We start from the raw sequence: 17,846 nt of genomic DNA, 5'->3' as shown, positions 1-17,846 counted from the left end.
TTACCTAACAGCTACCGTATCTTACTCCAGAGTAAGATACGGTTAACCCGCACTTCCCCTTCAAGTGAGGCTGCCGAGATGAACACTGTCCCTCCTGTAAACGGCTCCACGCCACGCCCGAAACGGGTCGGCCGAAAGACCGCTGTCGGGCTGCACAAGCACCGGCGGACTCCGACCGACATCGGGCTGGCGCTGATCACCCCGCTGGTCGGCCAGGAGTTCCTGGACAAATACAACCTGCGCGATCCGTTGAACCGCACCCTGCGCTACGGCATCAAGCAGGCCTTCTCCGCCGCCGGCGCGTCCACCAGGCAGTTCAACAAGATTCAGGGCATCGGCAAGGCGCCCGCCCGGCTCAAGGCCAGCGGTGCGGACTACTTCGACCTGACCCCCGACGACGACCAGAAACTGATCGTCGAAACCGTCGAGCAGTTCGCCGAGGAGATCCTGCGGCCCGCCGCGCACGACGCCGACGAAGCCGCCACCTATCCCCCGGACCTGATCGCCAAGGCCGCCGAACTGGGCGTCACCGCCGTCAACGTGCCCGAAGACTTCGAGGGCATTGCGGCGCAGCGATCCAGCGTGACCAACGTGCTGGTCGCCGAGGCACTGGCCTACGGCGACATGGGACTGACCTTGCCGATCCTGGCGCCCGGCGGCGTGGCCTCCGCATTGACCCACTGGGGCAGCACCGATCAACAGGCCACCTATCTCCAGGAATTCGCCGGCGAGAACGTCCCGCAGGCTTGTCTGGCGATCGCCGAGCCGCAACCGTTGTTCGACCCGACCAAGCTGAAGACCACCGCCGTACGGACCCCGGGCGGATATCGGCTGACCGGGGTCAAGTCACTGGTCCCGGCCGCCGCCGACGCCGAACTGTTCATCATTGCCGCCCAACTGAGCGGCGAGCCGGCGCTGTTCATTGTCGAGTCATCCAGCAGCGGCCTGACCGTGAAGGCCGACCCGAGCATGGGTATCCGCGCCGCGGCGCTGGGCCGGATCGAGCTGGACAACGTGTCGCTACCGGTGAGCGCCCGCCTGGGCGAGGACGACGCCACAGATACGGACTACTCGGAGGCACTCGCACTGTCGCGGTTGGGCTGGGCGGCACTGGCGGTCGGCACCAGCCACGCCGTGCTCGACTACGTCGTTCCCTACGTCAAGGAACGCGAAGCATTCGGCGAGCCCATCGCCCACCGACAGGCCGTTGCGTTCATGTGCGCCAACATCGCCATCGAACTGGACGGGCTGCGGATGATCACCTGGCGGGGTGCGGCCCGCGCCGAACAAGGTCTGCCATTTGCCCGCGAAGCGGCATTGGCCAAGCGGCTCGGCGCGGACAAGGGCATGCAGATCGGCCTGGACGGCGTGCAGCTGCTCGGCGGCCACGGCTACACCAAGGAACACCCGGTCGAGCGCTGGTACCGCGACCTGCGGGCCATCGGCGTCGCCGAGGGTGTTGTCGTCATCTAAGTTTCCCCAACCGAAAGACCTGTCATGGCAATCAATCTGGAAATCCCCAAGAAAATGCACACCGTCGTCGAGAAAGCACATCAAGGCGCTGCCCAGATGATGCGGCCGATCGCACGCAAATACGACGTGAAAGAACACGCCTACCCGGTCGAGCTGGACACGCTGGCCAGCCTGTTCATGGGAGCGGCCGAGTCCAACACGTTGGGACTCAGCGGAGCCGAGGCGTTTCGTGACAGTGCAGGCAAGGAAGAAAACCGCAACGGCGCCAACATGGCCGCCGTGCTGCAGACGATGGAGGCCTGCTGGGGCGACGCCGCGATGATGCTGTCGATCCCCTACCAGGGCCTGGGCAATGCGGCGATCTCCGGGGTGGCCACCGACGAACAGCTCAAACGTTTGGGTCAGGTGTGGGCCGCGATGGCCATCACCGAGCCGGGATTCGGATCAGACTCGGCGGCGGTGTCGACCACCGCCACCCTGGACGGCGACGAGTACGTGATCAACGGCGAGAAAATCTTCGTCACCGCCGGCTCACGCGCCACCCACATCGTGGTGTGGGCGACGCTGGACAAGTCGAAGGGCCGTCCGGCGATCAAGTCGTTCATCGTCCCGCGCGAGCATCCCGGTGTCAGCGTCGAACGACTGGAGAACAAGCTCGGCATCAAGGGCTCTGACACCGCGGTGATCCGCTTCGACAATGCCCGCATACCCAAGGACAACCTGCTCGGCAATCCCGAAATCGAACCGGGCAAAGGGTTTTCCGGGGTGATGGAGACCTTCGACAACACCCGGCCGGTTGTCGCCGCGATGGCGATCGGGATCGCCCGTGCCGCGCTGGAGGAACTCCGCAGGGTCCTCGTCGAGTCGGGCGTCGAGATCTCCTACGACAAGCCGTCGCATGCTCAAAGCGCCCCGGCCGCCGAGTTTTTGCGGATGGAGGCCGACTGGGAGGCCAGTTACCTGCTGGCGCTGCGCGCGGCGTGGCAGGCCGACAACGGCATTCCCAACTCCAAAGAGGCGTCGATGAGCAAGGCCAAGGCCGGGCGGGTGGCCAGTGACATCACCTGCAAGGCCGTCGAATTGGCCGGAACGACCGGCTATTCGGAGCAGACGCTCCTGGAGAAGTGGGCCCGCGACTCGAAGATCATGGATATCTTCGAGGGCACCCAGCAGATCCAGCAGCTGGTGGTGGCCCGCCGGCTGCTGGGGTTGTCGTCGTCGGAGCTCAAGTAGCCCTGGCGAGAAGTTATCCACAGCCCAACGACAAGCGCACAGATGTGTTGGCCACCCGGCTTAGCATGCGGTCATGACGAACTGGATCAATACGGTCAGCCGTGACCATGTCGAACAGGGGGTGCGCGGTCGCTTTACCCAGGCCAACCACGGCAAGCCGCACATGCTTCGCAAGATGTCCCGAGGTGACTGGATCATCTTCTACTCACCGAAGACCGTCCACCCCGACGGTGAGCCGCTTCAGGCCTTCACCGCCATCGGTCGAGTCGCCGATGACCAGCCATATCAGGCGAAGATGGCGCCCGACTTCGACCCCTGGCGTCGCAACGTCGACTTCCTCGAGTGCACCGAAACGGCGATTCGGCCGCTGATCGACCAACTCGACTTCATCGAGGACAAGGCTCGGTGGGGCTACAAGTTCCGATTCGGCGTGTTCAAGATCGACGATCACGACCTGGCGGTGATTCGCTCGGCGATGACCGCCTCATGAACCCCCGAAGCACCTGACCTCTGCTGAGTATTGACGACGAACTCTTGCAGCGGGCGCGGATGCGTGCGCTCCAATTGCGAACGACCGTCAACGCGCTGGTTCGCGACTACTTGGAGAGTTTCGTTGGCGAGAACCCCGCGAGGCAGGCAGTCACGGAGTTCCTGGCGATCGCCGACACCGTCCAGGCCTCCAGCGGCTCCGAAGGCCGCACCTGGACGCGCGAGGACCTGCATGCCAAGTAGGACGTTCCTGGACACCAACGTATTGGTCTACGCCGTCGACAATGCCGACCCTGCCAAGAAGCAGACCGCGCGGGCATTGCTGACGGAAACCGCCGATGTCGTGATGTCCGCCCAGGTGCTCGGCGAGTTCTACGTGACCATCACTCGCAAGCTGCAGCCCGCGGTTGCGCTCCACACGGCTACCGAAATGGTGCGCCTACTAGCGCGCCTCGCATGTGTGCCCATCGATTCGCAGTTGGTTCAACTTGCGATTGACGCCGGACAACGCTGGCAGCTGTCCCTTTGGGATGCGTTGGTGGTAGAGGCCGCGCGACAAGCCGGATGCACTCGAGTCCTCACCGAAGACCTTAGCGCCGGTGCTGTTTACCAGGGCCTGACCATTGAAAACCCGTTCTGAGACAGCTTTTGGCGCCGAACGCTTCCGCGTATTGAGTGTTTGAGTCAGAGCCCGGCGTCGATGGCGTCGGGCAGCGCGTTCAGCAGTTTCGCGTCGGCCGTGAGCAGTGTGAGCCGCTCCACCGTCGCCTGGGCCACCAGAATTGCGTCGAAGGGATCCTTGTGGGGCAGTGCCATGAGGTCCGACGCCAGAGTGTGGCGACGTGTGACGGGCAGGTCGCGGACGGCAGATCGGTTGATCGCGTCTTCGAGATCGTCGGGCAGCGTGATCTTTCCGACCGCCGCCTTTATGGCGAACTCCCACGTGCTTGCGGCAGAGACATACACGGCTGCGCTTCCGCTGATTCGTTTCCGTGCCTGCTTACCGAGCCGCGGACTATCGTCGAGCAGCCAGAGCACGACGTGGGTGTCGAGTAAGAGCCCGCTCATTCGATGCCGAACAAGGCGTTGAGATCGCCATCGGTGTCATCGAAGTGATCCGCGTCGTAGCGCAGACGGCCGGCTAAGCCGCCGAAGGCGATGTCGGCGCGCAAGTGCGGAACGAGGTCGGCGACCGGCTTGCCGGCGCGGGCGATCGTGATCGTCTCGCCATTCTCGACACGAGCGAGCAAATGCGACAGGTGGGTCTTCGCATCGTGGATGTTGACGGTCGACATGCGAACAGCCTACCAGACTTAGTCTAGTCGGACTAAGTCATGTCGAGCGACGAAGTGGCTTCGAAGCGGTCAAGGTAGCGCCCGATGAACTCTCGGGCAGCGTCGTGCCCGCGGTCGATGCCCAGGCTTTGTTCGAGCAGCATGATGCGGGCGAGGCTAGTCAGGATCATCGACATCACCACCGGCGGAAACTCCTGCATGTCGACCCCATGGGCGCCCATGGCCTCGGTCAGCGCGGCGGCCTCCACGTCCCCGTACCGTTCGGCATACGCGCCGATCTCAGTGCGAATTGCCTTGCGGTGGTTCGCCAAAGCCATGAACTCCAGCATCAGTTGGGCCCCCTGCGTGCTGTTGAGCCGCCACAGCGCATGCAGCGGTTCGTCGCCGGCCATCGCCTGGCGCTGACGCTGCAGGGTTGTCTCTGCCCCGGCCCGCAGGACGGCCACGAATAAGTCATCCATGCTCGGGAAGTAGTAGTGCACCAATGCCGGTCGGACCCCGGCCTTGCCAGCCACCCGGCGCGACGTTGCCGCGGCGTAGCCCTCTTCGATCATGATCTCGGCCGTCGCCCGGATCAGCGCGCGCCGGGTCGCTGAATCGCGAGCGCCAACCCTTGACCGACTCGCGGATGGGCTGCTAGACATGGCCCCAGCCTAGTAATTGGGCGATCGCCCAAACAAGTGGTAGGAACTGATGACCATCGCCAACGACACCGACGTCTCCTACGACCCCTACGACGTCAACATCGTCGGCAACCCCTACCCGGTCTATGCCCGACTGCGCGACAAAGGGCCGATCTACTACAACGAGCGGTACGACTTCTGGGCGCTCTCGCGTTATGGCGACGTCGAGAAGGCGTTGCTGAACTGGGAGACATTCTCCAACAGCAGGGGCGACATCCTCGAACTCGTGCAATCGGATTTCGACATGCCACCGGGCGTCATGATGTTCCAAGATCCGCCGATGCACACCATGTTGCGCGGGTTGATGTCGCGGGTTTTCACACCGCGCCGGATGGCCGCGATCGAGGACCAGATCCGGCGGTTCTGTGTGGGCTGCCTGGATCCGCTCGTCGGCTCCGACGGGTTCGACATCATCGCCGAGCTGGCCTCGATGATGCCGATGCGGGTGATCGGCATGCTGATGGGCATCCCGGAATCCGACCAGGTCAGCGTGCGGGACGCCAACGACGCGAACCTGCGCACGAAGGCGGGAACGCCGATGAAGGTGGTCGACGTCGACAGGATCGCCGACGGGCGAATCTACGTCGACTACATCGACTGGCGGGCCAAAAATCCCTCCGACGACCTGATGACCGCGCTGCTGAACGTCGAGTTCGACGACGAGCACGGCGTGACCAGGAAGTTGACCCGCGACGAGGTGCTGCGCTATACCCAGGTCGTGGCCGGGGCCGGCAATGAGACGACCGGCCGGCTCATCGGCTGGCTGGCCAAGGTGTTCGCCGAGCATCCCGACCAACGCCGCGACGTGGTAGCGGACCGGTCATTGTTGAACCGCGCGGTCGACGAGACGCTGCGGTTCGAGCCGACCGGCCCACATGTGGCGCGGTGGATGGCAAGGGATTTCGAGTGCTACGGCACCACGGTGCCGGCCGGCAGTGCGATGTTGCTGTTGTTCGGGGCCGCCAACCGCGATCCTCGCCGATTCACCGATCCAGACACGTTCGACATCCACCGCAACGATGGCCCGCACTTGACCTTCGGCAAGGGTGTGCACTTCTGCCTCGGATCGAACCTGGCGCGCCTGGAAGGCCGGGTGGCGCTCGACGAACTGCTCAACCGCTGGCCCGAGTGGGACATCGACTACGAGACAGCACAGCTCGCGCCGACCTCGACCGTGCGCGGCTGGGAGCGCCTGCGCATCGTATTGCCCTGAGACGTCGGCGAATTCACGTCGGGTCCGGCGCGTCCCACACGACTGTGCCGGAAACCCAGTGGGTGATTTCCTCTTCCTGATCGTTGCGGTGCAGGTGTCGCGGCGGCTGCGCGAAGGTCGCGTAGGGGCGGCAGCGGACGACGACGCGCTGCTCCTGCTCGGCCATGGCCTCGACGTGCGGACGGGTTTCTTCACCGAGCGGCTGGCCGGACATGCGACCGGCGACGGCCATCATGACGTCGACGACGAGGTCGCGGTCACGCTCGATCACGGCGTCGGCATACACCTGCAGATAGGCGAAGGGCCACCGCTCGTCGAGCACGCACAGGCTGACTTTGCCGTCGCGTGCGATCACACGCGCCTTGCCGCGGCCGGCCATCGTGGAGACCAGCAGCTCGTCGTCGTCGGTGGGGATGTAGTACACGATCGACATGGCCGGGCCGTCCTGTCGTCGCCGGTAGCCGAACACGCAGGTACGGTGGGTGCGCACGAATTCGCGCCGCTCCGAAGGGAGCATGTCGCGGTCGGTGGGCACCGTGAAGGGCTCCGACACCAGTGGTAGCAGCATGATCAGCTCCCGGGATTCAGGCGACGAGTGCGTTCAACTGCTCGCGGGTGTCGTTGTCGAGTTCGATATCGGCGACGGCCAGGTTCTCCTCCAGGTGCCGCACCGACGAGGTACCCGGGATCAGCAGCACGTTGGGCGCCACGCTCAATGTCCACGCCAGTGCCACCTGCGCAGCGGTGCTACTCAACCGGGCTGCGGCCTGCTGAACCAGCTCATTGCCGAGCACCGGATTGTCCGGTGAAAACGCCGACCCCAGCGGGAAGAACGGCACGAACGCGATACCGCGTGCCGCGCACTCCTGAAGCACGGGCGCCGAAGATCGGTCGAGGAGATTGAAAGCGTTTTGCACGCAGGCGATGTCGGTTTGCTCCAGCGCGCGCAGCAGATGCTCGTAGGTCACGTTGCTGAGCCCGATCCCGTCGATCAAGCCCTCGTCGCGGGCGGCGATCATCACCGAAAGCCGGTCGTCGAAGCGGTCATCCGGCAACTCACCGTCCATCAGCCGCAGATTGACGGCGGCCAGCCGATCGACCCCCAGAGTGCGCAGGTTGGCCTCGATGTCTCGGCGCAGGTCGTCGTGGTCGACAACGGGTAGCCAGCCGCCTCGATCGTCACGGCGAGCACCCACTTTGCTCACCAGCGCCAGGTTTTCCGGATAGGGATACAGCGCCTCGCGGATCAGCTCGTTGGCCACATCCGGCCCGTAGAACTGCGCGGTGTCGATGTGGTCGACACCGCTCTCGACGGCCCGCCGCAGCACCGCCAGCGCCTGGTCGCGGTCGCGCGGTGGCCCGAATACGCCCGGTCCGGGCAGTTGCATCGCCCCGAAACCGATGCGGGCGACCGAAACGCCACCAAGTGGAAAGGAGTCCATGCAAAGAGGTTAGCGTCGAGTTCATGGAGACGTTTCAGGCACTGATGGCACGCCAGGACGGTGACAAGGTCACCACCGCGGTCGAGACACTGCGCGCAGCAGACCTGCCGCCCGGTGAGGTGACGATCCGGGTGCTGTATTCCAGCGTCAACTTCAAAGACGCCTTGGCAGTGACGCCGGGCGGCGGGGTGGTGCGCAGCTATCCCGTCGTGCCGGGTATCGACCTGACCGGCGAGGTCGTCGAGTCGCAATCACCGGACTTCGCCGTCGGCGACACGGTCCTGGCCCACGGTTACCAGATCGGCACCGGCCACCACGGCGGCTACGCGGAATACGCCCAGCTGCCGGCCGATCAAGTTGTGTTGCTGAAGGGGCTGAACCTGCACGATGCCGCGGCAATCGGCACCGCCGGGTTCACCGCGGCGATGAGTGTGCAGGCGCTCATCGACTGGGGCGTCACGACGGATGCCGGACCGGTCGTGGTGACCGGGGCCAGCGGCGGCGTGGGCTCGGTCAGCGTGGACCTACTGGCCGCCGCCGGCTACCGGGTGGCGGCGTCGACCGGTAAGCCTGAGGCCGCGGACAGGCTGAAAAGCCTTGGCGCTGCGGAGGTTATCGGCCGTCTACCCGCCGATCCGGGCGCCAAGCCGCGTCCGCTGGCCAAAGCGCGCTGGGCAGCGGCGGTGGACTGCGTGGGCGGCGCGACACTGGCCGACGTGCTCAGCACCGTCGACTACGGCGGCGCGGTCGCCTGCAGTGGCCTCACCGGCGGCGCGGCGCTGCACACCACCGTGCTGCCGTTCATCCTGCGCGGCGTCGCACTGCTCGGGATGGACTCCGTGCAGATGCCGATCGGGCGCCGCCGGGAGTTGTGGGGGCGGCTCGGCGATTCATTGCGGCCGCCTCATCTCGACACCATCACCACCGACGTCGACGTCAAAGACGTCGTCGAGGTGCTCGACCAGGTGCGCGCGGGCGCGTTCTCCGGCCGGGCGGTGGTACGGGTAGCCGACGGGTTCTGAGCCGCCAGTAGGGTGCTCTGCATGCGCGCAGCACGGGTGACTCGACTAGATGGTCCGGAAGCAATCGAGGTGGCTGAAGTCGACGAACCCGCAGCCGACGGCGTGGTCGTCGAAGTGCACGCCGCCGGAGCCGCATTCCCGGACGCGCTGCTCACCCGCGGCCTCTACCAGTACAAGCCCGATCCGCCGTTCGTGCTGGGGGCAGAAATCGCCGGAGTGGTCCGATCAGCACCCGACGACGCCCGGGTGCGGTCCGGAGACAGGGTGGTCGGTCTGACGATGCTCACCGGCGGAATGGCCGAAGTGGCGGTGCTCGCCCCCGATCGGGTGTTCACGCTGCCGGACAACGTGAGCTTCGAGGCGGGCGCCGGCCTGTTGTTCAACGACCTGACGGTGTACTTCGCGCTGAGCGTCCGCGGCCGGCTGCAGCAGGGCGAGACCGTGCTGGTACACGGAGCTGCCGGTGGTATCGGAACCTCAACACTGCGGCTCGCTCCGGTGCTCGGCGCATCCCGCGTCATCGCGGTGGTCAGCACGCAGGACAAAGCCGGGATCGCGACGGCCGCTGGTGCGACTGACGTGGTGCTGGCCGAGGGGTTCAAAGACGCGGTAAAAGAGTTGACCGGCGGCCGCGGGGTCGACATAGTGGTCGATCCGGTCGGCGGCGACCGGTTCACCGACTCGCTACGCTCGCTTGCTCCGGCGGGACGCCTGCTGGTGATCGGCTTCACCGGCGGTGAAATACCCACTGTGAAGGTAAACAGGCTGCTGCTCAACAACATTGACGTGGTCGGTGTCGGCTGGGGCGCCTGGGCCGGAACGCATCCCAACGCGCTGGACGAGCAGTGGGCCGGGCTCGAGCGCCTCCTCGCGTCGGGCACGCTGCCTCCCCCGGACCCGGTGGTGTACCCGCTGGAAGACGCCGCCGCCGCGGTCGCATCGCTTGAGAATCGCACTGCCAAAGGAAAAGTCGTACTACGCGTCCGGGACTGAACGATCGCTTGCCCAGGCTAGCCGGCCACCACACGATGATCAACACGCCGGAAACTGTGGGCACGCCTTCTCCGGCCACTTTGTTGACTGTGTGGGTTATGGACACAAAACTCGCCAAATCGCGTCCACATCCCACACAGTCAATGGCGTTCGAAGCTGCTCGGCCCTTGTGCTGCCGCAAAAGAGAAACTAACGTCACTTTCAGTTTTAACTTCGCCAAACCGGGAGCCACTCCATGGAATCCTTTGTCCACCTGCGGAAAGGCAGAACCCCGCGCCGTCTGCACGCCGACCTCGACGGCCTGAAGGACGATGAGCTCGGCCGGGCCGGATTCACCGGACGAACCGCCAACATGTACCGCCGCCACGACCCGACCGCCTACCGTTCGGTCGGCCCGCTGCGGCCGATCGACGTGCTGACCGGCGAGCTCAAGCCGGGCGACGCCACCGACGCCAACGGCGGTCCGCTGCTGATGTTCGCCAACCCCGACTGCCGGATCTCGATCTCCCGCCGCGGCGAGCCGATGCCGTTCTACATCCGCCACGTCGACGGTGACCTGCTGTGCTTCGTGCACAGCGGTGCCGGAGAATTGCAGACCGAGTTCGGGCCGCTGCCCTACCGCCAAGGCGACTGGATGTATCTGCCGAAGGCGACGACCTGGCGCCAGCTGCCCGAGCGCGAGACGACGCTGCTGATAATCGAGGCCACCGACGAGTTCCGCGTCCCGCCGCCCGGCGCATTGGGCCGGCATTTCCCGTTCGACCCGTCGCAGGCCACCATCCCGGAGCCGGCGCCGGTTGAGGACGACGGTCGTGACGAGTACGAGGTCCGGCTGGTCCACGAGGGCGGCCCCACAACGCTGTACTACCAACATAATCCGCTCGACGTGGAAGGCTGGCGCGGTGACAACTTTCCGTTTACCTTCAACATCGCCGACTACAACGTCGTCACTTCCGACAGTGTGCACCTGCCACCCACGGTGCACTTGTTCATGCAGGCCACCGGCGTGTACGTGATGAATTTCTTGCCCAAGCCCGCCGAGAGCGTGCCCGGCACCGAGCGCACCCCCTGGTATCACCGCAACGTCGACTACGACGAGGTCGCCTTCTTCCACGGCGGCTCGCTTTATGGCATCCCGATGCCGCCCGGGCTGATATCCCATGCGCCGCAGGGGGTTCACCATGGCGCACCGGAGAAAGCCCGAGAACGGGCGCGCCGCAAATTCGACGATTTCGCTCATGTCGACTGGCAGGTGATCGCCGTCGACACCCGCCGCCGCCTCACCCCGTCAGCCGAAGTGCTGGCGCACGACCTGGGACAGCATTCATGACGCCGCGCCGACGACGATGCAGAGCGGAGCGATGAGGAGGAGCGGCGCATGACGCAAAGCACACGGGTACGCCACGACTACGAGCGCATCCCGTATCTGATTGCGTTCCAAAATAATTCCGGTGTCCGCGACGTCTACGGCGGACTGGCCGAATTGGTCGTGCTGGAGAGCTATCTGCTCAAGCCGCGCAGCAAGCCGTCGGACACCGTGATCGTGTTCATGCATCCGATCGGCGGCGGGGCCTACCTGCCGATGATCAACGCGCTGGCCCGCGCCGGGCACCACGTCATCTACTGCAACAGCCGGTTCCGCGGCACCGACTCCGCCCTGCTGATGGAGAAGGTGGTCGAGGACCTCGGCGCAGCGATCAAAGACGCCAAGGAACGGCTCGGCTACCAGAAAGTGGTGCTGGCCGGCTGGAGCGGCGGCGGCTCGCTGTCGGTGTTCTACCAACAGCAGGCTCAACACGCGTCGGTGACCTCGAGCCCGTCCGGCGACGGCCCCGACCTGACCCAGCTGGACCTGCCCGCAGCCGACGGAATCATGTTGCTGGCCGCACACATCAGCCGGCACGGCACGCTGACCGAATGGCTGGACGCCTCGATTCTCGACGAATCCGACCCCACCAAGCGCGATCCCGAGCTCGACCTATACAACCCGGATAATCCCAACCAGCCGCCTTACAGTGAAGAATTCCTGGCTCGTTACCGGAAGGCCCAGATCGACCGCAACCGCCGCATCACCGGCTGGGTCAAGGACAAGCTGACCGAGCTGAAGGCCGCCGGGCGACCCAACGAAGAGTTCGGATTCGTGGTGCACGGCACGATGGCCGACCCGCGCTGGCTGGACCCGACCGTCGATTCCAACGAACGCACCCCGGGAACGTGCTATCTGGGCGATCCTCAGGTGGTGAACATGAGCCCGGTCGGGCTGGCCCGGTTCTGCACGCTGCGTAGCTGGCTCTCGCAATGGAGCTATGACGACGCGCATGGTGACGGGGTGGCCTGCGGTCGCGACATCGCGGTGCCGGCCCTGGTGGTCGGCAACCTGGCCGACGACGCGTGCACACCCAGCCACACCCGCCGGCTGTTCGAGGCGATCGGCCATCCCGACAAAGAGATGCACGAAATCACCGGGGCCACCCACTATTACGCAGGACCGGATCAACGCGACAAGCTCCGGCAGGCCGTCGACATCGTGAGCGACTGGCTGGTGCGCCACGAGTTCGCGAGGACCGAGTGACACCTACCGGCCCGCTGGACGGCATCCGGGTGATCGAGCTGGGCACCCTGATCGCCGGACCGTTCGCCGGTCGGCTGCTCGGCGACATGGGTGCCGAGGTCATCAAGGTCGAGCCGCCCGGCGCTCCGGATCCGCTGCGCACCTGGGGTCAGGCCGAATTGGACGGCCAGCACTTCTTCTGGACGGTGCATGCTCGCAACAAGAAGGCCGTCACACTCGACCTGCGTCAGCCGGGTGGGCGCGAACTGTTCCTGGACCTCGTCGAGAAATCCGACATCGTGGTGGAGAACTTCCGCCCGGGCACGCTGGAGAAGTGGGACCTGGGTTATGACGTGCTGGCGCGGCGCAACCGCGGGATCATCCTGGTGCGGGTGTCCGGCTACGGGCAGACCGGCCCGGACGCACACAAGGCCGGATACGCGTCGGTGGCCGAGGCGGCCAGCGGGCTGCGCCACCTCAACGGGTTCCCCGGCGGGCCGCCGCCCCGGCTGGCGTTGTCGCTGGGCGATAGCCTGGCCGGCATGTTCGCCGCCCAGGGCGCACTGGCCGCCCTCTACCGACGCGGCACCACCGGTGAAGGACAGGAGGTCGACGTGGCGTTGACCGAATCCTGCTTAGCCATCCAGGAATCCACCATTCCCGACTACGACGTCGGCGGCGTGGTGCGCGGGCCGTCGGGCACCCGACTGGAGGGCATCGCGCCGTCGAACATCTACCGCAGCGGCGACGGTACCTGGGTGGTGATCGCCGCCAACCAGGACACCGTGTTCGCCCGGCTGTGCCAGGCGATGGGCCGTCCGGAGCTCAGCACCGACGACCGGTTCGCCACTCATGGCGCCCGTGGGCGCAATCAGGATGAGCTGGACAAGATCATCGGCGCCTGGGCCGGCGAACACTCGCCCGGTGAGATCATCGAAACGCTGTCCGCCGCAGGAGTGATCGCCGGGCCGATCAACACCGTCGCCGACGTGGTCAACGACCCACAACTGCGGGCCCGAGGGATGCTGGCCGAACACTTCGACGAGAGAGTTGAACGGGTCGTTTTAGGCCCGGGCATCGTGCCGGTGTTCTCCGAATCGCCGGGAACTATCCGAAACGCCGGCCCGGCACGCCCGGGACAACACAACAGTGACGTCTACATCGGGCTGCTCGGCAAGACCGCCAAGCAACTCGAAGAGCTGCGCACCGAGGGGGTGCTTTGATGACCCAGTTGCCCGAGCATGTCACGATCCGCGAGGTCGCGCTGCGCGACGGACTGCAGATCGAATCACCAATCCCATTGTCGGCCAAGCTGGAATTACTGGAAGCGATAGCAGCCACCGGCGTGCGGGAGGTCGAGGCGACCGCGTTCGTTTCCCCGTCGAAGGTGCCCTCGATGGCCGACGCCGCCGAGCTGGCCGCTGAACTGGACCGCTTCGGTGATATCGAGTTCTCGGCGCTGGTGGCCAGCCCCAACGGCGCCAAACGTGCCGTCGCCGCGGGGCTCCGGTCGATCGAGTACGTGGTGTCGGCGTCCGACGCGTTCAGCCACGCCAACGTCGGGCGATCCAGCGACGAGGCCACCGCGCAAATCGGTGAGATCGTCGCGATCGCCCATGACAGCGATGTCGTCGTCGAGGTCATCGTCGCCACCGCGTGGGATTGCCCGTTCGACGGACCCACCCCGCCGCAACGGGTCCTCGACATCGCGGCAGCCGCTCGCGGATACGGCGTCGACCGGTTGTCGATCGCCGACACCATCGGCACCACGACGCCGGGGCGGGTCAGCTCGCTGATCACAGCGCTGCGCCCAGTGATCGCGAACCTGCCGCTGGGCGGCCATTTCCACAACACCCGCGGTGCCGGACTGGCCAGCGCGTATGCGGCGGTCAGCTGCGGAGTCAACCGGCTGGACTCCTCGGTCGGCGGGTTGGGCGGCTGCCCATTCGCGCCGGGCGCCACCGGCAACATCGCCACCGAGGACCTAGTCTATCTGCTGACCGACAGCGGCGTCGGCGTCGACGTAGACCTGAGCGCGGCGATCGCCGCCGCCGACGTCGCGAGATCGGCTCTCGGCCATGACCTTCCCGGCGCGTTGCTGCGTGCCGGCGACCGAAGGCGGGCCTGATGCCCACCGCAGCGTTAAGCTCCAAGGGCCGCCAAACCCGTCATGCGATCGAGCTGGCGGCACGTAAGCTGTTCGCCGAGCGTGGGTTTCATGGCACCACGCTGGCCGATATCACGTCGGCCGCCGGAAAGTCACCCGCGGTGTTCTACCGGTATTTCGCCGACAAGGAGGACCTACTGGCCGCGCTGGCCGAATCGTTTCTGCACGACGTCGTGACGCCCTCCGGATCGAGCATCCCGCTACCCGAATCGCCCAGCGACAGTGAGTTCTTCAGCTCGGTGGTCACCGGCTACTGGAACATGTTCAAACAGAACATCGGCATCATGATCGCGGTGGCGCAGCTGGCCGCGACCCAGCAGCGATTCGCTGCCGTGCAGAACGAATTCCGGCGCTTCGGCATGGACATCGTGGCCGCTTCCGTACGACGTGCCCAGGAGCAGGGCTACTCCGCCGAGCTCAATGCCGAGCACACCGCTGCTGCCATCGCATTGCTGTTCGAGAACTTCACCACCGTGTTCGTGGGCCGCTGCGGGCTGGGACTAGAAATGAGTGACGCGGACGCCATCGTCACCCTGTCGACGATATGGAAGAAGACGCTGTACGGCACTTAACGAAACAGGAGAGATCAGAGTGGATTTCACGCTGCCCGAACACCTTCCGCGGCTACTTGCCGAGATGGATACCTTCATAGAGGCCGAGATCAAGCCGCTGCAGGACGAAAACATGCAGTACTTCGACCAGCGCCGCGAGTTCGCCCGCACCGATTGGGACAACGACGGCATCCCCTCCCGCGCGTGGGAAGACCTGCTCGCCGAGATGCGCAGACGGGCCGACAAGGCCGGCTGGCTGCGCTACGCGTTACCGGCGTCGCTCGGCGGCCGCGATGGGACCAACGTCGACATGGCCGTCATCCGGGAACACCTGGCCACCAAGGGACTCGGCCTGCACAACGACCTGCAAAACGAGTCGTCGATCGTCGGGAACTTCCCACAGGTGATCATGATGGAACGGTTCGGCACTGACCAACAGCGCCGCGACTGGTCGGAGGCGCTTATCACCGGAGCACGCTCGATGGCGTTCGGTCTCACCGAGCCGGCGCACGGCTCGGATGCCACCTGGCTGGAAACCCGTGCCGAATGCGACGGCGACGACTGGGTGATCAACGGTTCCAAGCGGTTCAACACTGGCGTGCACCGAGCCACCCACGACTTGATCTTCGCCCGCACCTCCGGTGAGCCGGGCCAGCCACGGGGCATCACCGCGTTTCTGGTGCCCACCGATGCGCAGGGGTTCAATGTCCCCTACTACTGGTGGACGTTCAACATGCCCACCGATCACGGCGAGGTCGAACTCACCGACGTGCGGATGCCCGCCGACGCGGTGCTCGGCGAGGTGGACCGTGGTCTGGAGGTTGCCCAGACTTTCCTGCACGAGAACAGGATTCGGCAGGCTGCCAGCAGCCTGGGTGCGGCGCAGTACTGCATCACCCGTGCCGCCGAATATGCGGGCAACCGCACGGTGTTCGGTAAGCCGCTGTCGGTCAACCAGGCCGTGCAGTGGCCGCTGGCCGAGTTGCAGACCGAAGCCCAGATGGTGCGGCTGCTCGTGTATTACGCAGCCTGGCACTTGGACCGTAACGACCATCTGGAAGTCTCCGACAAGGTGTCGATGGCCAATTACCGCGCCAACCGGTTGGTGTGCGACGCGGCCGACCGGGCCATGCAGATCTTCGGAGGCCTCGGATACAGCCGCCACGAGCCGTTCGAGCACATCTATCGCCACCACCGCCGCTACCGGATCACCGAGGGCGCCGAGGAGATTCAGATACGCCGGGTGGCGCAGCGGCTGTTCAAATTCGGCAATAAGTGACGGACGTGCAGGAGTTGTCAGCCGCCCTGGCCAGGGTGGTGGACGCAGCGCTCGGCACCGAAGCAGCGATCGAGAACCTGCGTGCGCTCACCGGCGGCGCCAGCCGCAGCACATGGGCTTTCGACGCCGTCACAGCCGAGGCGCGCCGCCCCTTGATCCTGCGCATCGGGCCACCCGACGACATGCACGCGGATATGGAGTTGGAAGCCCGCGTCCAGGCCGCCGCCGCAGCAGCCGGCGCACCGGTCCCGCGCATCCTAGTCGCCGACAATTCCGCTGCCGCGCTTGGCAATCCATTCCTGATTTGTGAAGAGGTCAAGGGCGAAACGATCGTCCGGCGCATCGATCGCATGCTCGATAAAACTGGAGGGGCCGCAGGCCGGGAGCGGCTGTTGGGCCAGTGCGCGCAGGCGCTGGCCGCCATCCACCGGGCCGACGCCCACGACGCGCAGCTGGCCGCCGAGGACCAACTCGGCGAGTGGCGCGGCCGGCTGGACGCCATGGGCGACACCACCGCCACCTTCGAGTGGGCGTTTCGCTGGCTCGACGCGCACCGGCCGGCGCCGTCACAACCGCACCTGGTGCATGGCGATTACCGGATGGGAAACCTCATCATCGACGGAGCCGAATTGGCGGCGGTGCTCGACTGGGAACTGGTGCACATCGGTGAGGTCTACGAAGACCTGGCCTGGTTCTGCATCCGCGCCTGGCGGTTCGGTGCGCCGGCCAGCCGCGCGGCCGGCGGACTGGGCAGCGTCGAGAACTTTCTGCGGGCCTACGAACAGGCCGGCGGGACTACGGTCGGCCGGGTGGCGTTTCACTGGTGGCTGGTGCTGGCCACCCTGCGTTGGGGCGTCATCTGCCGCTACCAGGCGGAGCGGCACCTCAGCGGGCAGAACCGGTCGGTGGAGCTGGCGACGATCGGCCGCCGGGTCTGCGAGACCGAGTGGGACCTGCTCACCCTGCTCGACGAGGTTCCCCTATGACCGGCCTTCATGGACGCCCGACCGCCACGGAGCTGGTCGCGGCGGCCGCCGAGTTCCTCGAAACCGATGTCCGACAGGCGACCAGTGGGCAGGTCAACTTCCACGCCCGAGTGGCCGCCAACGCGTTGCGCATGGTCGAGCGCGAACTGCTCGAAACCGGTTCTGCGGCAACGACCACCGTGCTGGGCGCCCTCGGATTCGACGACGAAGCCCAGCTGGCGGCCGCCATCCGCGCGGGCGAGTTGGACGGCCGCGCCGCCGACGTCACCGCCTGTCTGCGCACCCTGGTACGGCAGCGGCTAGCGGTTGCCCACCCCGGATATGACAGCGAATAGGAGCCAGTTCAGCATCGACGTCGCCGACCATTGAACAGGAGTCGGTATGAAGGTGATTGTCGTTGGCGGCGGCATTGGCGGAGCCGCAACCGCCTTGGCGTTGCTGCGGGAAGGCATCGAGGTCGAGCTTTACG

General features: G+C 65.8%; 21 protein-coding genes. 16 read left to right on the top strand and 5 right to left on the bottom strand.

The genetic code is table 11. The annotated features are described in order from the left end of the window. The first annotated feature begins 78 nt into the window (after positions 1–78). From ACRDTL_RS05265 to ACRDTL_RS05245, 5 genes are all read left to right on the top strand, one after another. On the top strand, positions 79–1,473 hold the full coding sequence (locus tag ACRDTL_RS05265) for an acyl-CoA dehydrogenase family protein (protein WP_431505667.1): 1,395 nt from the start codon (positions 79–81) through the stop codon (positions 1,471–1,473). A 24-nt stretch (positions 1,474–1,497) separates the two neighbouring features. Next, positions 1,498–2,706: an acyl-CoA dehydrogenase family protein gene (locus tag ACRDTL_RS05260; RefSeq protein WP_431505666.1), complete on the top strand. Its 1,209-nt coding sequence runs from the start codon at positions 1,498–1,500 to the stop codon at positions 2,704–2,706. Between the two features lie 73 nt (positions 2,707–2,779). Next, entirely contained in the window at positions 2,780–3,196 is a 417-nt protein-coding gene (locus ACRDTL_RS05255) for an EVE domain-containing protein (RefSeq protein WP_431505665.1), read from the top strand. Positions 3,197–3,255: 59 nt separating this feature from the next. Continuing rightward, a complete protein-coding gene (locus ACRDTL_RS05250; protein WP_431505664.1) occupies positions 3,256–3,438 on the top strand; it encodes a hypothetical protein in 183 nt (60 codons plus the stop codon). Then, positions 3,428–3,835, top strand: coding sequence for a PIN domain-containing protein (locus ACRDTL_RS05245; protein WP_431505663.1), 408 nt, complete (start codon positions 3,428–3,430; stop codon positions 3,833–3,835). The genes ACRDTL_RS05250 and ACRDTL_RS05245 overlap by 11 nt, the downstream gene beginning before the upstream one ends. A gap of 44 nt (positions 3,836–3,879) precedes the next feature. Here the strand turns inward: ACRDTL_RS05245 and ACRDTL_RS05240 are convergent, their stop codons facing one another. Genes ACRDTL_RS05240 through ACRDTL_RS05230 form a run of 3 tightly spaced genes read right to left on the bottom strand, consistent with a single transcriptional unit; the run spans position 3,880 to position 5,134 of the window. Continuing rightward, on the bottom strand, positions 3,880–4,263 hold the full coding sequence (locus ACRDTL_RS05240; protein WP_431505662.1) for a type II toxin-antitoxin system VapC family toxin: 384 nt from the start codon (positions 4,261–4,263) through the stop codon (positions 3,880–3,882). Beyond that, entirely contained in the window at positions 4,260–4,490 is a 231-nt protein-coding gene (locus ACRDTL_RS05235) for a type II toxin-antitoxin system Phd/YefM family antitoxin (protein WP_431505661.1), read from the bottom strand. Before ACRDTL_RS05235 ends, ACRDTL_RS05240 begins: the two co-directional genes overlap by 4 nt. Positions 4,491–4,522: 32 nt before the next feature. Then, the gene (locus ACRDTL_RS05230; RefSeq protein ID WP_431505660.1) at positions 4,523–5,134 is read right to left on the bottom strand and encodes a TetR/AcrR family transcriptional regulator; all 612 of its coding nucleotides are present in this window, start codon (positions 5,132–5,134) and stop codon (positions 4,523–4,525) included. Positions 5,135–5,183: 49 nt separating this feature from the next. Between ACRDTL_RS05230 and ACRDTL_RS05225 the strand changes: the two genes are divergently transcribed. Then, positions 5,184–6,386, top strand: a complete 1,203-nt coding sequence (locus ACRDTL_RS05225; RefSeq protein ID WP_431505659.1) for a cytochrome P450 — start codon at positions 5,184–5,186, stop codon at positions 6,384–6,386. A 13-nt stretch (positions 6,387–6,399) separates the two neighbouring features. Here ACRDTL_RS05225 and ACRDTL_RS05220 read toward each other — a convergent pair whose 3' ends face one another. Further along, a complete protein-coding gene (locus tag ACRDTL_RS05220) occupies positions 6,400–6,954 on the bottom strand; it encodes a pyridoxamine 5'-phosphate oxidase family protein (protein ID WP_431505658.1) in 555 nt (184 codons plus the stop codon). A 16-nt stretch (positions 6,955–6,970) separates the two neighbouring features. Next, the gene (locus ACRDTL_RS05215; protein ID WP_431505657.1) at positions 6,971–7,828 is read right to left on the bottom strand and encodes an oxidoreductase; all 858 of its coding nucleotides are present in this window, start codon (positions 7,826–7,828) and stop codon (positions 6,971–6,973) included. A 23-nt stretch (positions 7,829–7,851) separates the two neighbouring features. Between ACRDTL_RS05215 and ACRDTL_RS05210 the strand changes: the two genes are divergently transcribed. From ACRDTL_RS05210 to ACRDTL_RS05165, 10 genes are all read left to right on the top strand, one after another. Then, complete coding sequence (locus tag ACRDTL_RS05210; protein ID WP_431505656.1) at positions 7,852–8,850, top strand: acryloyl-CoA reductase; 999 nt, start codon at positions 7,852–7,854, stop codon at positions 8,848–8,850. A 21-nt stretch (positions 8,851–8,871) separates the two neighbouring features. Next, positions 8,872–9,843, top strand: a complete 972-nt coding sequence (locus tag ACRDTL_RS05205; protein ID WP_431505655.1) for an NADPH:quinone oxidoreductase family protein — start codon at positions 8,872–8,874, stop codon at positions 9,841–9,843. Positions 9,844–10,078: 235 nt separating this feature from the next. Beyond that, the gene (locus ACRDTL_RS05200; RefSeq protein ID WP_431505654.1) at positions 10,079–11,173 is read left to right on the top strand and encodes a homogentisate 1,2-dioxygenase; all 1,095 of its coding nucleotides are present in this window, start codon (positions 10,079–10,081) and stop codon (positions 11,171–11,173) included. 48 nt (positions 11,174–11,221) lie between these two features. After that, the gene (locus ACRDTL_RS05195; protein WP_431505653.1) at positions 11,222–12,415 is read left to right on the top strand and encodes an alpha/beta fold hydrolase; all 1,194 of its coding nucleotides are present in this window, start codon (positions 11,222–11,224) and stop codon (positions 12,413–12,415) included. Then, entirely contained in the window at positions 12,412–13,617 is a 1,206-nt protein-coding gene (locus ACRDTL_RS05190) for a CaiB/BaiF CoA transferase family protein (protein ID WP_431505652.1), read from the top strand. The genes ACRDTL_RS05195 and ACRDTL_RS05190 overlap by 4 nt, the downstream gene beginning before the upstream one ends. Continuing rightward, positions 13,617–14,522, top strand: a complete 906-nt coding sequence (locus ACRDTL_RS05185; RefSeq protein WP_431505651.1) for a hydroxymethylglutaryl-CoA lyase — start codon at positions 13,617–13,619, stop codon at positions 14,520–14,522. Before ACRDTL_RS05190 ends, ACRDTL_RS05185 begins: the two co-directional genes overlap by 1 nt. Continuing rightward, a complete protein-coding gene (locus ACRDTL_RS05180; RefSeq protein ID WP_431505650.1) occupies positions 14,522–15,133 on the top strand; it encodes a TetR/AcrR family transcriptional regulator in 612 nt (203 codons plus the stop codon). Before ACRDTL_RS05185 ends, ACRDTL_RS05180 begins: the two co-directional genes overlap by 1 nt. A 19-nt stretch (positions 15,134–15,152) precedes the next feature. Continuing rightward, the gene (locus ACRDTL_RS05175; protein WP_431505649.1) at positions 15,153–16,391 is read left to right on the top strand and encodes an acyl-CoA dehydrogenase family protein; all 1,239 of its coding nucleotides are present in this window, start codon (positions 15,153–15,155) and stop codon (positions 16,389–16,391) included. Then, positions 16,388–17,377 carry a phosphotransferase family protein gene (locus ACRDTL_RS05170; RefSeq protein WP_431505648.1) on the top strand — a complete coding sequence of 330 codons (990 nt, stop codon included), beginning with the start codon at positions 16,388–16,390 and terminating at the stop codon, positions 17,375–17,377. Before ACRDTL_RS05175 ends, ACRDTL_RS05170 begins: the two co-directional genes overlap by 4 nt. Continuing rightward, positions 17,374–17,712 carry a DUF6285 domain-containing protein gene (locus ACRDTL_RS05165; protein ID WP_431505647.1) on the top strand — a complete coding sequence of 113 codons (339 nt, stop codon included), beginning with the start codon at positions 17,374–17,376 and terminating at the stop codon, positions 17,710–17,712. Before ACRDTL_RS05170 ends, ACRDTL_RS05165 begins: the two co-directional genes overlap by 4 nt. The last annotated feature ends 134 nt before the right edge of the window (positions 17,713–17,846 follow it).

The sequence above is a fragment of the Mycobacterium sp. genome (assembly GCF_050700595.1).
GTDB lineage: Bacteria > Actinomycetota > Actinomycetes > Mycobacteriales > Mycobacteriaceae > Mycobacterium.
Note: the sequence above shows the minus strand (reverse complement) of the source record. Positions and strands in the feature narration are given on the sequence as shown.

Bases quoted from the DNA above. Each gene is read 5' to 3' on its own strand.
- ACRDTL_RS05245 (WP_431505663.1), top strand. From the start codon at position 3,428: ATGCCAAGTAGGACGTTCCTGGACACCAACGTATTGGTCTACGCCGTC.
- ACRDTL_RS05230 (WP_431505660.1), bottom strand. From the start codon at position 5,134: ATGTCTAGCAGCCCATCCGCGAGTCGGTCAAGGGTTGGCGCTCGCGAT.
- ACRDTL_RS05265 (WP_431505667.1), top strand. From the start codon at position 79: ATGAACACTGTCCCTCCTGTAAACGGCTCCACGCCACGCCCGAAACGG.
- ACRDTL_RS05250 (WP_431505664.1), top strand. From the start codon at position 3,256: ATGCGTGCGCTCCAATTGCGAACGACCGTCAACGCGCTGGTTCGCGAC.
- ACRDTL_RS05240 (WP_431505662.1), bottom strand. From the start codon at position 4,263: ATGAGCGGGCTCTTACTCGACACCCACGTCGTGCTCTGGCTGCTCGAC.
- ACRDTL_RS05255 (WP_431505665.1), top strand. From the start codon at position 2,780: ATGACGAACTGGATCAATACGGTCAGCCGTGACCATGTCGAACAGGGG.
- ACRDTL_RS05200 (WP_431505654.1), top strand. From the start codon at position 10,079: ATGGAATCCTTTGTCCACCTGCGGAAAGGCAGAACCCCGCGCCGTCTG.
- ACRDTL_RS05215 (WP_431505657.1), bottom strand. From the start codon at position 7,828: ATGGACTCCTTTCCACTTGGTGGCGTTTCGGTCGCCCGCATCGGTTTC.
- ACRDTL_RS05195 (WP_431505653.1), top strand. From the start codon at position 11,222: ATGACGCAAAGCACACGGGTACGCCACGACTACGAGCGCATCCCGTAT.
- ACRDTL_RS05180 (WP_431505650.1), top strand. From the start codon at position 14,522: ATGCCCACCGCAGCGTTAAGCTCCAAGGGCCGCCAAACCCGTCATGCG.
- ACRDTL_RS05235 (WP_431505661.1), bottom strand. From the start codon at position 4,490: ATGTCGACCGTCAACATCCACGATGCGAAGACCCACCTGTCGCATTTG.
- ACRDTL_RS05220 (WP_431505658.1), bottom strand. From the start codon at position 6,954: ATGCTGCTACCACTGGTGTCGGAGCCCTTCACGGTGCCCACCGACCGC.
- ACRDTL_RS05185 (WP_431505651.1), top strand. From the start codon at position 13,617: ATGACCCAGTTGCCCGAGCATGTCACGATCCGCGAGGTCGCGCTGCGC.
- ACRDTL_RS05225 (WP_431505659.1), top strand. From the start codon at position 5,184: ATGACCATCGCCAACGACACCGACGTCTCCTACGACCCCTACGACGTC.
- ACRDTL_RS05165 (WP_431505647.1), top strand. From the start codon at position 17,374: ATGACCGGCCTTCATGGACGCCCGACCGCCACGGAGCTGGTCGCGGCG.
- ACRDTL_RS05205 (WP_431505655.1), top strand. From the start codon at position 8,872: ATGCGCGCAGCACGGGTGACTCGACTAGATGGTCCGGAAGCAATCGAG.
- ACRDTL_RS05210 (WP_431505656.1), top strand. From the start codon at position 7,852: ATGGAGACGTTTCAGGCACTGATGGCACGCCAGGACGGTGACAAGGTC.
- ACRDTL_RS05260 (WP_431505666.1), top strand. From the start codon at position 1,498: ATGGCAATCAATCTGGAAATCCCCAAGAAAATGCACACCGTCGTCGAG.